This window comes from Williamsia sp. MIQD14 (assembly GCF_051025635.1).
GTDB lineage: Bacteria > Actinomycetota > Actinomycetes > Mycobacteriales > Mycobacteriaceae > Williamsia_A.
Window position 1 is genome coordinate 1,027,187 of the sequence record NZ_JBPFDG010000001.1, and the last position, 14,631, is coordinate 1,041,817.

General features: G+C 68.8%; 11 protein-coding genes. 7 read left to right on the forward strand and 4 right to left on the reverse strand.

Annotated elements, in window-relative coordinates; genetic code table 11:
* Positions 1-19 precede the first annotated feature (19 nt).
* The 6 genes from ACQ7HM_RS04440 to ACQ7HM_RS04465 all read left to right on the forward strand — a co-directional run bounded on the left by ACQ7HM_RS04440 (position 20) and on the right by ACQ7HM_RS04465 (position 6,826).
* Positions 20-583 (forward strand): TetR/AcrR family transcriptional regulator, encoded by a 564-nt coding sequence (locus ACQ7HM_RS04440; RefSeq protein WP_434215011.1) that lies wholly within the window; start codon positions 20-22, stop codon positions 581-583.
* Between the two features lie 426 nt (positions 584-1,009).
* Entirely contained in the window at positions 1,010-1,759 is a 750-nt protein-coding gene (locus tag ACQ7HM_RS04445) for a hypothetical protein (RefSeq protein WP_434215012.1), read from the forward strand.
* 76 nt (positions 1,760-1,835) lie between these two features.
* The gene (locus tag ACQ7HM_RS04450; protein WP_434215013.1) at positions 1,836-3,251 is read left to right on the forward strand and encodes an FAD-binding protein; all 1,416 of its coding nucleotides are present in this window, start codon (positions 1,836-1,838) and stop codon (positions 3,249-3,251) included.
* A gap of 53 nt (positions 3,252-3,304) precedes the next feature.
* Positions 3,305-4,066, forward strand: coding sequence for a decaprenylphospho-beta-D-erythro-pentofuranosid-2-ulose 2-reductase (locus tag ACQ7HM_RS04455; RefSeq protein ID WP_434215014.1), 762 nt, complete (start codon positions 3,305-3,307; stop codon positions 4,064-4,066).
* Positions 4,067-4,073: 7 nt separating this feature from the next.
* A complete protein-coding gene (locus ACQ7HM_RS04460) occupies positions 4,074-6,044 on the forward strand; it encodes a galactan 5-O-arabinofuranosyltransferase (RefSeq protein WP_434215015.1) in 1,971 nt (656 codons plus the stop codon).
* Positions 6,041-6,826, forward strand: a complete 786-nt coding sequence (locus ACQ7HM_RS04465) for an MBL fold metallo-hydrolase (RefSeq protein ID WP_434215016.1) — start codon at positions 6,041-6,043, stop codon at positions 6,824-6,826. Before ACQ7HM_RS04460 ends, ACQ7HM_RS04465 begins: the two co-directional genes overlap by 4 nt.
* A 3-nt stretch (positions 6,827-6,829) precedes the next feature.
* Here the strand turns inward: ACQ7HM_RS04465 and ACQ7HM_RS04470 are convergent, their stop codons facing one another.
* The 4 genes from ACQ7HM_RS04470 to aroQ all read right to left on the reverse strand — a co-directional run bounded on the left by ACQ7HM_RS04470 (position 6,830) and on the right by aroQ (position 11,072).
* Positions 6,830-7,690, reverse strand: a complete 861-nt coding sequence (locus ACQ7HM_RS04470) for a metal-dependent hydrolase (protein WP_434215017.1) — start codon at positions 7,688-7,690, stop codon at positions 6,830-6,832.
* Positions 7,691-7,803: 113 nt separating this feature from the next.
* Positions 7,804-9,369, reverse strand: coding sequence for a hypothetical protein (locus tag ACQ7HM_RS04475; protein ID WP_434215018.1), 1,566 nt, complete (start codon positions 9,367-9,369; stop codon positions 7,804-7,806).
* Positions 9,370-9,418: 49 nt separating this feature from the next.
* Positions 9,419-10,360, reverse strand: a complete 942-nt coding sequence (locus tag ACQ7HM_RS04480; RefSeq protein WP_434215019.1) for a phosphatase PAP2 family protein — start codon at positions 10,358-10,360, stop codon at positions 9,419-9,421.
* Positions 10,361-10,619: 259 nt separating this feature from the next.
* Positions 10,620-11,072: a type II 3-dehydroquinate dehydratase gene (gene aroQ / locus ACQ7HM_RS04485; RefSeq protein ID WP_434215020.1), complete on the reverse strand. Its 453-nt coding sequence runs from the start codon at positions 11,070-11,072 to the stop codon at positions 10,620-10,622.
* Between the two features lie 119 nt (positions 11,073-11,191).
* Here aroQ and ACQ7HM_RS04490 point away from each other — a divergent pair, with 119 nt between their 5' ends.
* Positions 11,192-14,569: an arabinosyltransferase domain-containing protein gene (locus tag ACQ7HM_RS04490; protein ID WP_434215628.1), complete on the forward strand. Its 3,378-nt coding sequence runs from the start codon at positions 11,192-11,194 to the stop codon at positions 14,567-14,569.
* The last annotated feature ends 62 nt before the right edge of the window (positions 14,570-14,631 follow it).

The window sequence follows — 14,631 nt, forward strand, 5'->3', positions numbered from 1 at the left end:
TGGCGTTACGGTTTCACCCATGGCCGATCTGGACCGACGCCGCCGTCGAACCGTCACCGCGGTGTGCACCGCCGCGCGCACGTTGTTCGAGGAACGCGGCTATCAGGCGGCCACGATCACCGAGATCGCGACCGCGGCCGACGTCGCCGTCAGCTCCATCTACGCCAACTTCCCCGGCGGCAAGCAGGACATCTACCTCGCACTCGCCGACCAGGCCGTCGCGGCGAACGAGTACATCCTCGACGAGGCCGTCGCCGCCTCCACCCTGGCCGAGCGAGCGGGCGCCGTTTTCGACGCCTACGTGCGGTTTCACCGCGACGACGATCAGCTCGCGTTCCGCCTGATCGCCCTGACCGACGCCCTCGAACCGGACGCGAAGTTCGACGAGGCGCGGTCGGCCATCCGGACGCGCATCGCGGCCATGCTCGTCCGGGCGGTGGGCGAACACGACGACCTCGACCGCACCATCGCGAGCTGGGCCGCGATCAACGGACTGTTCTCGGCCCGCACCCAGGGCTTCATCGACGACGACACCCTCGACCGGACCCTGGCGACCACCCGGGCCTGGGCCGTCGCACGCTGAAACCCGCCGTCGTGTCGGCCACGTAGCGTGGCGTCGCATGACGTTCTCGCCGTGGTTCACCGCCTTCAGGCCGTACGCCATCACCATCGGCGCCGCCCCGGGGCACTGGACCCCTGCCGACCCCGACCGTGCGCTGCTGACCCGGACGGACGCGACGGGCAGGCAGCTGCGTCGACTCTCCGGGACCGAGTCGGCGCAGTCGCCTGCGCGGGTGGTCGTGTCCCTGTTCGATGCGCGATCGGTCGCGGGTCAGGTGAACGTGCACGACGCCGAACCGCCCACCGACGCAGACCAGATCGAGTGGGACATCATCGAACAGGCGCCTGTCGAGTTCGGTTCCGGACCCGTCCCACTCGCCGTCACACGAGGCGCGACTCCGACGTCGGCATCGATCAGATCTTCTCCGACGTCCCCGCGGGACGGCACATGGTCCGCGTGCTCTGCATGGGGTTGCATCCCGACTCCTACCTCACCCAGATCCGCATCGACATCTGGCCGATCGACGGTCCCGCCGGGCACGAGGTGCTCCTGCGCGGGCCCGCGAGGTACAGCCCACCGGAGGCACGCGCGGGCCGCGAGCGGGACGTCGCCCCGCTCTGGCCCCGGCTGCAGTCGGCGCTGCGCGACTTCGGCGTGACCGACAGTCCAGTGTTCGAACTGCCTCCCCCTGCGGGGGCTCCGCTGGTCGAATCCGATCACCCCGCCCTGGAGCCCGACCCACCGCGCCCACTCGACGACCTCATCTGGGGCTCGGAGTGGTTCGGCCTCTTTCAGTCCGTGCCGTCCGGGCGTCTCGACGCACTGATACCCGGGTACGACGTCCTGAGTCTCGACCAGGCGCTGGTGACGCGGGCGATGATGATCGAGGCGTGGGACATCGGTGAGGCGGGCTCGTACAGCAATGTCGCAGGCACTCCGGCGTACACCTTCATCCCCGAGTACCTGCCCGTCGCCGAGCAGGACGGCTACCTGCTGGTCATGGATCTCCGGCCGGGAGCGCTCGCACGCATGATCAGGGCATTCGAAAAGGTCGACGCCGACGACGACACGACCTGGTGGTTGAGCATCGGCGACCTGCTGCTCGACCTGATCGTCGCGATCGAGACCGGCACCGCGTTCGACGGGTGGCTCCCCGGCACGCAGGACGGTCGCCTGGTGTGGACCTTGATCGCCTGAGCCCGAGTCGGCCCACGGGTACGAGCACGGTCATGGCAGGTCGGGGCCGTACGCCGACGCAGTAGGCTGTCGACCGATGTCTACCACCGATCTGCCCATCGAAACCCGTCGACTCGTGGGCTGGAGTCGCACCACGCCGATCGACGGCCAGGTGCTGTCGACCCCGGATGTCGAGGTCATCGCCGACGCCGTCGCGCGGGTCGCCGACAGCAACGCCGACAAGCCGTCGTACCTGCGTCGCGGCGTCATCGCCCGCGGCCTGGGCCGCTCGTACAACGAGTCGGCACAGAACGTCGGCGGCCTCACCATCGACATGACGCGCCTCAAGCGGATCCACTCGATCAGCGACGAGACCGCGATCGCCGACGTCGACGCCGGCGTCGATCTCGACACCCTCATGAAGGTGGCCCTCCCCTACGGCCTGTGGGTGCCGGTGCTGCCGGGCACGCGCCAGGTCACCATCGGCGGGGCGATCGCACACGACATCCACGGCAAGAACCACCACAGCGCGGGCAGCTTCGGCAATCACGTCTCCGAGATCACGCTGCTCGTCGCCGACGGCCGCGTCCTGCAGATCGGGCCCGACGGCACCCCCGACGACCCCGACGCCTCGATCTTCTGGGCGACCGTCGGCGGCATCGGCCTGACCGGCCTGATCCTGCGCGCGAAGATCGTGATGACACGCACCGAGACCGCGTACTTCATCGCCGACGGAGCCACCACGAACAGCCTCGACGAGACGATCGCGCTGCACGCCGACGGCTTCGAGGAGGGCTACGACTACAGCTCGGGCTGGTTCGACGCGATCAGCAAGCCGCCGAAGCTGGGTCGCGGGTCGTTCTCCCGCGGATCGTTGGCACGACTCGACCAGCTGCCCGACGATCTGGCCAAGAATCCTCTGGCGTTCACCGGCAAGACACTGATCAAGTTCCCCGACATCTTCCCCAACGGCCTGGCGAACAAGCTCGACTTCGCGATCGTCGGCGAGGCGTACTACCGCATGGGCGGCAACTACACCGGCAAGGTCCAGAACCTGACGAAGTTCTACCACCCGCTGGATCTGTTCGGTGACTGGAACCGCGCGTACGGCTCGAAAGGCTTTCTCCAGTACCAGTTCATCGTCCCGGTGGAGGCGGTCGAGGAGTTCAAGCAGATCATCATCGACATCCAGGCCTCGGGACACGTGAGCTTCCTCAACGTGTTCAAGCTCTTCGGCGAGGGCAACCGGGCGCCGCTGAGCTTCCCCATGGAGGGGTGGAACATCTGCGTCGACTTCCCCATCAAGAAGGGTCTGCACGAGTTCGTCACCGAACTCGACCGGCGGGTGCTGTCGATGGGTGGCCGGCTGTACTCGGCCAAGGACTCGCGCACCACCGCGGAGACGTTCCACGCGATGTACCCGCGGATCGACGAGTGGATCGCCACGCGACGTCGTATCGACCCGCACGGCGTCTTCGTCTCCGACATGGCCCGGCGCCTCGAACTGGCCTGAGCCCAGACAACTCTCGACGACCCCACACATTCCAGAACCGAAGGACCTCGTTCATGATCAACGCCGTCGGCGTGCCGAAGACCCTGCTGCTGTTCGGTGGCAGTTCCGAGATCGGGCTCGCGATCTGCGCCGAGTACCTGAAGAAGGGACCGATGCGGGTCATCCTTGCGACGGTGCCCGGTGACCCGGCCGGCGACGCGGCGATCGAGACGATGACCGCCGCCGGGGCCTCGTCGGTGGAGCGCATCGACTTCGACGCGCTGACGCCCGACACGCATCCCGAGGTCGTCGAGAAGGCCTTCGCCGGTGGCGATGTCGACGTCGCGATCGTGGCGTTCGGTGTGCAGGGTGTCGACGAGGAGGTCTGGCAGGACCAACGCAAGGCCGTCTTCACCGCCGACATCAACTACACCGCGGCGGTGTCGGTGGGCGTCCTGCTCGGCGAGCGCCTGCGCGCGCAGGGCCACGGCCAGATCATCGCGATGAGCTCGGTCGCCGGTGAGCGGGTGCGCCGCAGCAACTTCGTCTACGGATCCACCAAGGCCGGCCTCGACGGCTTCTACCTGGGCCTCGGGGAGGCGTTGCGCGAGTTCAACGTCCGTGTCCTGGTGATCCGCCCGGGCATGGTCCGCACCCGCCTCTCGGCGCACGTCAAGGAAGCCCCGATGACGGTGAACAAAGAGGACGTCGGCCGCCTCGCGGTACGCGCAGCCGACAAGGGCAAGGAGATCGTGTGGGCGCCGCCGCCGTTCCGCTACGTGATGATCGTCCTGCGCCACATCCCGCGGCCGATCTTCCGCAAACTCCCCATCTGATCCCGACGTGAGCGCCCGTACCGAACCCCCGGCGACCGACAACCCGAAAACCGAGGCGCCGCGCACACCCGCCGCGCCCGACGACCCGGCCGGTCTGCGCCGGTACGGCATAGCCACCGCGACGATCCTCGCGGCCGCGATCGTCGCCGCGGTCGTCGGGGCGATCGGTCTGTTCGCCATCGGTCGGGTGCAGTGGCCCGCCTTCAACTCCTCCAACGTCACCGGTGCCCTCACCACCGTCGGGCAGTGCGTGGCGATCGCCGTCCTCCTCGTCGCGGTGGTCGCATCGCGGATGGGCGCACTCACCCGGTGGGTGAAACCACTGAGTTGGGTGGGGATCTCGGCGTTCGCGACGGTGACCCTCGCGATGCCGCTCGGTGCCACCAAGCTCTACCTGTTCGGGATCTCGGTCGACCAGCAGTTCCGCACCGAGTACCTGACACGCCTCGCCGACACCCACGGCCTCGCCGACATGACCTACATCGACCTCGCGCCGTATTACCCGGCGGGATGGTTCTGGCTCGGCGGCCGATATGCGAATCTGGTCGATCAGCCCGCCTGGGAGGCCTTCAAGCCATGGGCGATCCTGTCGATCGCGGTGGCCGCAGCCGTGGCGATGGCGCTGTGGACCCGCATGATCCGCACCGACCGCGCGATCGCGATCACCCTGGCCACCACCGCGGTGACGATCATGTACGCGGGCCCCGAACCCTATGCCGCCGTACTCATCCTGGTCGGCGCCCCGATGATGATCACGGTGTTCCACGCCCTGCGTTCGGGTCGCCGGGCGGCACTGCTCGCGGGTGGCATCTTCATCGGTGTGAGCGCGACCTTCTACACCCTGTTCACGGGACTGTTCGCCCTGTCGGCGGTGCTGATGGCCCTCTACCTCGCGGTCGACGCCCTGCGCGCGACCTCCAACCGGGCGACCGACCCCGGAGCCGTGCGGCGCCAACGGCTGCGTGTGCTCGGTGTGCACGCGGCGCGGCTCATCGGCATGGGCGTGGTGTCCGGCCTGATCGCGCTGATCGTGTGGGCGCCGTATCTCCTGGCTCGACTGCGGAACTCGCCGGCGAGCGGTGGCACGGCCGAGCACTACCTGCCCTCGAGCGGGGCGCAACTCCCCACACCGATGCTGCACCTGACGCTCGTCGGTGTGCTGACCATGATCGGGCTGCTGTGGTTGCTGTTGCGCAACCGGCAGCGCACGGTGTCCCTTGCCCTGGGGCTCGTCGTGATATCGATCTACCTGTTCTGCCTGCTGTCGATGGCGCTGACGGCGATGGGGACCACGCTGTTGTCGTTCCGGCTCGAACCGCTGCTGGCGGTGACCCTCTCGGCGGCCGGAGTCCTGGGGATCGCCGAGATCGCCCGGGCTGCGGTGAGGCGCTTCGGCGACATCCGGTTTCTCGTGGTGGTCGCGGCGGTCGTCGCCGCGGTGGGCGTGTCGCAGAACATCCCCGACCATCTGAGCTCGGAGATCACGACCGCCTACACCGACACCGACGGCAACGGTGACCGCGCCGACAAGCGCCCGCCCGGCGCGCAGTCGTACTTCCCGCAGATCGACACCCTGATCCGGGAGCAGACCGGACGCCCGCGCGACGAGACGATTGTTCTCACCGCCGACTACGGGTTCCTCTCGGTCTACCCGTACTACGGTTTCCAGGGCCTCACGTCGCACTACGCGAACCCGTTGGCGGAGTTCGACAAACGGGCCGCCGCCATCGAGCGGTGGGCGACGCTGCAGACCCCCGACGAGCTCATCCGGGCGCTCGACACCTCGCCCTGGCGCGCGCCGCGGGTGTTCCTGTTCCGCTACAGCGCCGACGGCTATGCTCTGCGACTGGCCACCGACGTCTACCCGAACGACCCCAACGTGCGGCGCTACACAGTGGCCTTCGGCTCGGCCCTGTTCGACGATCCCCGGTTCACCGTGACCGAGGTGGGTCCCTTCGTCCTGGTGGTGCGCAGATGAGTCACTTCACGATCACGACCGTCGAGGACGGCAGTGCGAACGGCACGGCCCACCTCATCCACAGCGAGCACGTCAACTGGGTTCTGCTGCGCGACGATTCGGGTATCACCCTCATCGACGGCGGTTACCCCAAGCAGGTCGACGACGTGATCGCGTCGGTGCGCGAGATCGGCGCACAGCCCGGTGACATCCGCGCCGCACTGATCACCCACGCCCACGTCGACCACATCGGCGGCCTGGCCCGCCTCGCGAACCGATACGCGTTCCCGGTGCACCTCGACCCCGTGGAGGTGTCCCACGCCCGCCGCGAACACCTGCAGCAGGCGACGCCGAGATCGCTGGCGAAGCTCGCCTACCGACCGCGGGTACTGCGCTGGATGGCCGAGATCGTGGCCCTGGGCGGCCTCGACACCGCCGGCATCCCCAACGCCGAAGCCTTCCCCGCACGCGACTCCGACGGTGCGCTGGACCTCCCGGGACGCCCGGTGCCGGTGTCGGCGCACGGCCACACCGACGGCCACAGCGCCTACCTCGTGGCCGGTGGCCGCGTGCTGGTGTCGGGTGACGCACTGGTGACCGGGCACGGCATCACCGGCCGTGTGGGGCCGCAGTGCATCCACCCGGTGTTCCACCACGACGAGGCAGCCAACCGAGAAGCGCTGCGCGCGTTGGCCGAGCGGGAACAGCGATCGGGCTCGGCCGTGGAGTTCATCTTCCCCGGCCACGGCGAGGTGCATCGCGGGTCGGTGTCCGACGCGGTCGCCGAGGCCCTACGGGGCTGACGCTCAGTTCGAGCGGTGACCCCGGCCGGCGGCGAGGTTGTCCGCCAACACCCCGGCGTCGCCGAACAACTCGGCTCGCCATTCCTCGAGCAGGTACTCGGTCGGGTTGTCGTCGGGATGGAACCCGGGACGCGTGTAGGTCCGGAGCTCCTCGAGCACCTCGCGCCCGAGCCACGGATTGTCCCGCAGCGCAGCGAGACTGGCGAACAGTCGTCGCGGGTTGTACGTGGCACGGTCGCGGGCCATCGACACCATCGTCCACACGATGGTGTTGAGGACGAACACCACGTGGACCACCCGCATGGTGGCGATGCGCATCCGCTCGGTTCCGCCGACGTACCGGTAGACGTCGAAGGCGACCGCCTTGTGCTCGACCTCCTCGTAGGCGTGCCACATGAGCAACGCCCGCACCTGCTCGGAGGAGATGAGGGCACGGGCTCGTGGCTCGGTGAGCAGCAACGACGCCAGCGTCGCGGTGTAGTGCTCGAGGGCTGCGGTGATCGCCAACGACAGCCGGTGGGGCAACCGCCGGAACATCCGCGCCAGTGCGCGTTTGGTGTGCTTGTCGCACGCCATCGTCGGGTATCCCATGTCGCCGAGCCGCTCGTTGATCTCGCGGTGCTCGCGGCCGTGGGTGACCTCCTGGCCGATGAACCCGGCGATCTGCTTGCTGAGCACGGGATCGGTGACCTGGTCGCGATAGTGCTTCACCGACCGGACGAAGAAGTCCTCACCCTCGGGGAACACGGCGGAGAGCATCGAGACGATGTGGCTCATCACGAGGTCTCCGGCGACGTAGTGCCGCTCGAGAGATCCCTCGGGGTAGGAGAACCGGATCCTGCGCGCCCGGATGTCGGTCGCCATCGCACACCTCCGCTGTCGGTGCCGGCATGTGACCAGGTTGTGTGTGTCTGCCGTCACACGTACCTGACGAGTGTCCTCCTGCGCCGTGCGCGGTGTCAACGCCTGTTGTGGATCTACGCGCAGCTCGGCGACTGTTCGGAGAGCACGCCCCGCACCGACAGCGGGCCCTCGAGCCGATACGTGCCCGGCTGCGGGGCGCGCACGGTGATCCATCCCTGCTCGGTCTGGTCGATGCACGCACTGACCGTCGGATCGTCGACGTTGCGCGCCACCAGATAGCGGTTGGGCCGGATCTGGATGGGATGTGTTCCGGTGTCGGGGATCTCGACCACCATCTGCGCCGGGGTCTCGGTCACCAGCGACAGCGGCGGGGCCACCACCGATCCCGGGTTCGCCACCCGGTAGAGCGTCCACTCGTCGTTGCCCCACTCGCGCGTGAGATATGGGAGACCGGCATCGACCAGTGCCGCCTCCCTTCTCGCCTGACGCAGCGGCTCGTCTGAGACGGCGACCCACGACACCGCGTTCTCGTTGAGCCAGCGGCGGTACGACAGCGGCGTGAGCGCGCCGTCGTCGTAGAAGATCGGGTTGAACCGCGAATCGGACTGGTTCTCCCAGCCCCGCGCCAGCTTCACCAGCGAACCCAGTTCGTGCGATCCGGCGTGGGTGCCCGCATCGATGAGCTCCACGCGGTGGTTCACCAGGCCCGGTCCGCGCAGCAGCGCCAGACGCAGTGGCTCGTAGTTCTTCTCGGTGTCACCGGCATTCGCGACCGCCACCTGATCGGCCACCGCGACGAATCCCGCGTAGCTCACCGCGGGTATCAGGGTGACGAGCAGTATCGGCAGGGCGCGGCGCGAGAACCACAGGATGAGACACGGCACCACGAGGCAGAAGAAGCGACTGAGGTTCGACCCGATGCCGTTGGGGATCGCGAACACCACGATCGCGGTGAGCATGGCGAGCGGCGCGATCCACCGCTGCGGGACCTCGGTGATCGCGAAGCCCGCACCCAGGCCGATGAGGATCGTCCACACGAGCGTGGTCCACGGGAAACCTTGGGCCCCCGGCGCTCCGAAGAGCGCGAACGGCACCACCACGCCGAGACCCGATCCGATGAGGACGCTCCAGACCGTGCGGGAGCGGTGGCCCCCGCCGAGCAGGAACGGCACCGCGGCCAACCCCACGAACGCCGGCGCCAGCGGACTGGCGAGACCCGAGACGAGCAGCACCACCGCGGCGAGGGTGCTCGCGCCCCGTTGGAGCAGCAGCACGGCCACCAGTGCGAACGCGGCGCCGACGGAGAAGGCCACCCGCCCCGACATCATGTTGAGCACCGCGGCGATGACGATCGCCCAGGTCAGCATCGTCGGGTGCACCGCCCGACTGCCCGGCCCGGCACCCACCGTCGCGTGTGCGAGGGGATGCGCCATCACCGCGATGAGCAGGGTGGCGATGGCCAGGAGGGCCAAGGAGCCGGTGAGCGCCGACAGCGCGGGCACCAGGAGCGAATAGCTGCCCGGCGACACCCCGCCGTACCAGCCGAACCAGTAGCCGAGACCCACGCCCGATCGTGCGGCCTCCTCGCGCGCGATCGCGGCCTGGAGATCTCCGAGGGTCGGGCTCAGCGCCCAGAGGGTGACCGTCGCGATCAGGGCCACCGCCAGCGGGAGTGCCATCGGCCAGCTCCGTTGCCGGCCGGTCACCCCGGTGGTCATCGAATCGGTCTCATTCGGCGTGCACGGCCGCGGCGGTCGCTTCGGCGTGCCGCCCGGCCTGGTCCTGGTAGCGCCGCCGGACGCGGGATCGCCACAGCGCCCTCACACCGAAGACGACGGCGGCGCCTACGGCGAGCGTGGCCAGACCGGCGAGCACGTCGAGGATGTAATGGTTGCCCGAACCCATCACCACGAAGAACGTGGTGAACGGGTAGATGAGGCCGAGGATGCGCACCCACATGCGACGCGCGAGGAAGAACAGCGTCAGCCCGCACCAGGCGGCCCACGCGCAGTGCAGCGACGGCATCGCGGCGTACTGGTTGGAGATGGCGTCGCTGCCGGGGGTGCCCGATTCCGGCCACCAACCCCACGACGACGTCTGGCTCATGATGTCGACGAATCCCTGCCGGCTCAGCAACCGCGGCGGGGCGGTGGGGAACCAGTAGAAACCGATCAGCGCGAGCACGGTGGTGACGATGAGGATCGCGCTGACCGCGCGGTAGTGCGTGCTGCGGCGGAAGAACAGCCACACCAGCACGGCGGGGGTGACGATGAAGTGCAGCGTCGCGTACTGCAGCGCGACGATGTCGGCCACGATCGGGGTGTGGTGGACCCATTCGTTGAGCGGCCGCTCGAGGGCGACGTGGAAGCGGTCCTCGAAGGACAGGATCGACTCGGCGTTGCGGAAGGCGGTGTCGGCGACCTCACCGACGCTGTTGCGGATCAGCGAGTAGACGCCGTAGAGCGCGCCGATGAGCGCGATCTCGACCCACCACCGGGGCCGCGTGAAGTACGCGGCGATCGTCGAGAGGACGTGAAAACGGCTGCGGACCAGATCGGATTCGAGGGCCTCGAGCCCGGCGTCGTGGTCTGCCGGGGCGCCGACGATCTCGCGATCGTCGGCCGGTCCGTCGGTTCCGGGCGACTGGCGGGCGATGTCAGCGGTCGACATGACGAGCCTCCCGCATCGGACCTCCACATCACCGTCGACGTGGGTCTGGAATCGCCCCCGACGGTCGCTTCGCACCGTCACGCACTCCGGAGGCGCAACAGCATTGCGAGGAATACTAACGGAGGACACCGGGCATCCCGTCCCCCTCTTTTGCCCGAACGCCAGTTGAACAGGACAACTGCGACCGGATCTCATACCGAAGGAGGGGCCGTCACGCTGGTCATCGCCACAGTGCCGACCCAGCTCGATGTGACCGAGATCACTGCGTGTCGAGCAGCTCCGCAACCCGTCGGAGGGCGTATCCGTAGCCCGAGACCCCGCATCCCGCGATCACCGCCGAGGCGATCGGTGAGACGTACGAGTGGTGACGGAAGTCCTCGCGGGCGGCGACGTTGCTGATGTGGACCTCCACGATCGGCACCTCGGGGATCACCAGCGCATCGCGCAGGGCCACCGAGGTGTGGGTCCACCCCCCGGGGTTGACGACGATCGCGTCGACCGTCCCGCGGGCGGCGTGGATCCAGTCGAGCATCTCGCCCTCGTGGTTGGTCTGCCGGGCGACGAGGGTGAGCCCGAGCTCGTCGGCGGTGTGCTGCGCGAGCTCGACGACGTCGGCGAGGGTCGCCGGTCCGTAGACCTCGGGCTGGCGGGTGCCGAGCATGTTGAGGTTCGGGCCGTTGAGGAGCAGGACCGTCCGGCTGCGCTGGGACATGGACGTCACTGTAGGGCGCCTGACCTCCTGCGGCCGGTTGCCCCGCCACGCGGTTACGATCAGCAGCTGTGCCCGAAAACCCCCGGCCCGCGACGTCGCGACCCGAGCAGACCCGGAGCGTGACGACCCGACGGACCGGCCCGGATCGGGTGCGTATCGCCCGGATCGTCGCGGTGGTCGCCGGACTCCTCGGGTTCGTCCTCGCCATCGCCACCCCGCTGTTGCCCGTCACCCAGACGACCGCCGAGATCGACTGGCCACAGGTGTCGGCGAACCAGCAGCTGCGATCGGTGACGGCTCCACTGATCAGTTACGTGCCGATCGACATCGAGGTGTCGGTGCCGTGTTCGGCGGTGACCCGTCTCGATCGGTCCGGACAGTCGGTGTTGCTGTCGACCACGCCGAAAGACGCCGAGAAGGCCGTCGAGCGCGGACTGTTCATCCGCGTCTCGGGCGCGGCGACCGATCCCGCCGATCAACGAACGGTCGAGGTCGTCGTCCGCAACGTGCCGCTGGTCAGTGCCTCACTCGCCCAGATCCAGGCCCAGAACTGCCGCAGCATCGACGTCACCGCGACCTCCGAGGCGGTGACCGCGCAGTTCGTCGGGATGACCGACTCCGACGGGGCACCGCTGCAGGGTGAGACCTCCGACGGCGACCAACGTCCGCAGCTGACGGGCATCTTCACCGACCTCACCGACACCGCAGGCGCGGTGCCGGGTCTGCGCGCCCACGCCACCATCGACTCGCGCTACTCCACCGCCTCCACGGCCATCAAGTGGGCGGCGATCGTCGTCGGCGTCGTAGCGACCATCGTCGCGCTGATCGCCCTGGCCGTCCTCGACGGCACCGACGGCCGCAGGCACCGCCGCATCCTCCCCGCGCGGTGGTGGCGGTTCAACCCCCGCGACGGTGTCGTGATCGGCGGGCTGCTCGTCTGGCACATCGTGGGTGCCAACACCTCCGACGACGGCTATCTGCTGACGATGTCGCGCGTCGCCGAACACGCGCACTACACCGCCAACTACTACCGCTGGTACGGCGCGCCCGAGGCGCCATTCGGCTGGTACTACCAGGTGTTCGGCTGGCTCGCCCACATCAGCACCGCGAGCCCGCTGGTCCGGCTGCCCGCACTGCTCTGCGGGATCGCGGTGTGGCTCATCATCTCCCACGAGATCCTTCCCCGGCTCGGCCGCGCCGCCACGACCAGCCGCATCGTGCCGTGGACCGCGGCGTTCGTGTTCATGGCGTCGTGGTTCCCGTTCAACAACGGTCTGCGCCCGGAACCGATCATCTGCCTCGGCGCCCTGCTGACCTGGTGTTCGGTCGAACGGGCCATCGCCACCGGACGCACCCTGCCCGCGGCAGTGGCGTGCACGGTCGGCGCGTTCAGCCTCGCCGCGGGCCCCACCGGACTGATGGCGGTCGCGGCCCTGATCGCCGGCGGACGACCCATGATCATGTCGATCATCAAGCGCACGAAGGTGATCCAGGAGACGACCGGTGGTCGCCGCTGGGTCACCTACGTCGCGATGATCGCGCCCGTGCTCACCGCGGGCACCTTCGTGATCTTCGTGGTGTTCTCCAACCTCACGCTGACCGCGTTCCTGCAGGCGTCGAAGATGAAGACCGCTCTCGGCCCGTCGCTGCACTGGTACAACGAGATCAACCGCTACTCGGCGCTGTTCGAGTTCTCCGCGAACGGCTCCGTCGGTCGGCGGTTCGCCGTCCTGGTGATGCTCGTCGGGCTCGTGGTCTCGGGCGCGATGCTGTTCCGCAAGAACCGGATCCCCGGCACCGCGATGGGCCCTACCCGACGCATCGTCGGCATCACCTTCGCGTCGCTGGTGTTCCTCATGTTCACGCCGACCAAATGGACCCACCACTTCGGCGTGTTCGCCGGTCTCGCCGCGGCCCTGGCGGCCATCGCGGCGATCTCGGTGACGGCGACCGCGATGCACTCGCGCCGCAACCGGACCCTGGTGACCGCGCTCGTGCTGTTCGTGACCGGCCTGACGTTCACCGGGCCCAATGCCTACTTCTACATCTCCAACTACGGCATGCCCTACGGATCGCAGCCGGTCCGGCTGGTCGTCGCGCTCGGCAGCATCCTGCTGTACCTCAGCATCGCGACCCTGGCGCTGGCCGGCTGGTTCCATCTGCGCGACCCGCACCGCCCCGCACCCGATCCCACCGCCGCGCCCTCCCGGACGAGGCGTTCGCGGATCGTGGCCGCCCCGCTACCCGCCGCTCGTCGGTTCGCGGCCGCACCGCTGGCGATCATCGCCGGGTTGCTCGTGGTGTTCGAGGTCTCCACCGCCGTGGTGTCCGGGGTGAACCAGAGCGGATCGTTCTCGGTGCCGTCGTCGAACGTCGACGCGCTCACCGGATCCCCCTGCGCGATGGCCGAGAAGGTGCTCGTGGAGCCCGACCCGAACGAGGGCCTGCTGACACCGATCGACACGTCGTCGTCGGATCCGCTGGCCGGCCCGCGGCCGGAGGACGCCAGCACTCAGATCAGCCCGGAGGGTTCGTCGGACAGCAGTGCCGCCACCAGCAACTTCACGCCCAACGGCCTGCCGATGATGCTCGACTCCACGGCCAGTGAGGGATCGCTCGGCGTGCTGAGCACCAATGTCGCGGCCTCGCCCGACGTCCTCACCAGCAACGCGGGCGGCACCGGCGGCGGCGAGAACGACAAGCCCGGCGTCAACGGGTCGACGGCGAAGCTTCCGTTCGGCCTCGACCCCGAGCGCACCCCGGTGTTGGGCAGCTACTCCGCCGCCGACCAGGTCCCCGCGCGCCTGACCTCGTCCTGGTACCGCCTGCCCGCGAAGTCTGCCGACACCCCCCTGGTCGCGATGGCCGCGGCCGGCAACTTCGACATCTCCGACCTCAAGCTCGAATACAGCACCGGCAGCGGGACCCGCGACAGCGACTACACCTCGGCCGGCGAGGTCGATCTCATCGATCCCGGGCCGAGCCCGTCGTGGCGCAACCTGCGCACCTACCGCAGCTCGTTCCCGGCCGACGCGACCGCCGTCCGCATCGTGGCCACCGACGACAACCTCGCCTCGGACCGGTTCATCGTGGTCACTCCGCCGCGTGTGCCGCGGTTGCAGACCCTGCAGTCACTCGTCGGCGACAGCGATCCGGTCCAGATCGACTGGACCTCGGGTCTGGCGTTCCCGTGTCAGCGACCGTTCGACCACCGCGACGGCGTCGCCGAGGTGCCCAAGTGGCGCATCATGCCCGGCGCCGACCTCGCCGCGGCCGTCTCGGCGTGGCAGGACTCCTTCGGTGGCGGCCCGCTCGGGTGGATCGAGGTGTCGCTGGACTCCACGACGGTGCCCAGCTACCTCCAGGACGACATCGGACGGGACTGGGGATCACTGGAACGCTACGAGCCCTACAACGACACCGTCGGCCCGGCGAAGCTCGAACTCGGCACCCGGACCCGCTCGGGATTGTGGAGTCCCGCCCCGATCCGATACTGACCACCACGCACGCGGCGCGGCCCGTGGGCGATGCGGCGGCCACAGACAAGTCGCATACCATC

What these genes read in the sequence shown, in the direction of transcription:
- ACQ7HM_RS04440 (WP_434215011.1), top strand. Translation starts at nt 20, where the DNA reads ATGGCCGATCTGGACCGACGCCGCCGTCGAACCGTCACCGCGGTGTGC.
- ACQ7HM_RS04445 (WP_434215012.1), top strand. Translation starts at nt 1,010, where the DNA reads ATGGTCCGCGTGCTCTGCATGGGGTTGCATCCCGACTCCTACCTCACC.
- ACQ7HM_RS04450 (WP_434215013.1), top strand. Translation starts at nt 1,836, where the DNA reads ATGTCTACCACCGATCTGCCCATCGAAACCCGTCGACTCGTGGGCTGG.
- ACQ7HM_RS04455 (WP_434215014.1), top strand. Translation starts at nt 3,305, where the DNA reads ATGATCAACGCCGTCGGCGTGCCGAAGACCCTGCTGCTGTTCGGTGGC.
- ACQ7HM_RS04465 (WP_434215016.1), top strand. Translation starts at nt 6,041, where the DNA reads ATGAGTCACTTCACGATCACGACCGTCGAGGACGGCAGTGCGAACGGC.
- ACQ7HM_RS04470 (WP_434215017.1), bottom strand. Translation starts at nt 7,690, where the DNA reads ATGGCGACCGACATCCGGGCGCGCAGGATCCGGTTCTCCTACCCCGAG.
- ACQ7HM_RS04475 (WP_434215018.1), bottom strand. Translation starts at nt 9,369, where the DNA reads ATGGCACTCCCGCTGGCGGTGGCCCTGATCGCGACGGTCACCCTCTGG.
- ACQ7HM_RS04480 (WP_434215019.1), bottom strand. Translation starts at nt 10,360, where the DNA reads ATGTCGACCGCTGACATCGCCCGCCAGTCGCCCGGAACCGACGGACCG.
- aroQ (WP_434215020.1), bottom strand. Translation starts at nt 11,072, where the DNA reads ATGTCCCAGCGCAGCCGGACGGTCCTGCTCCTCAACGGCCCGAACCTC.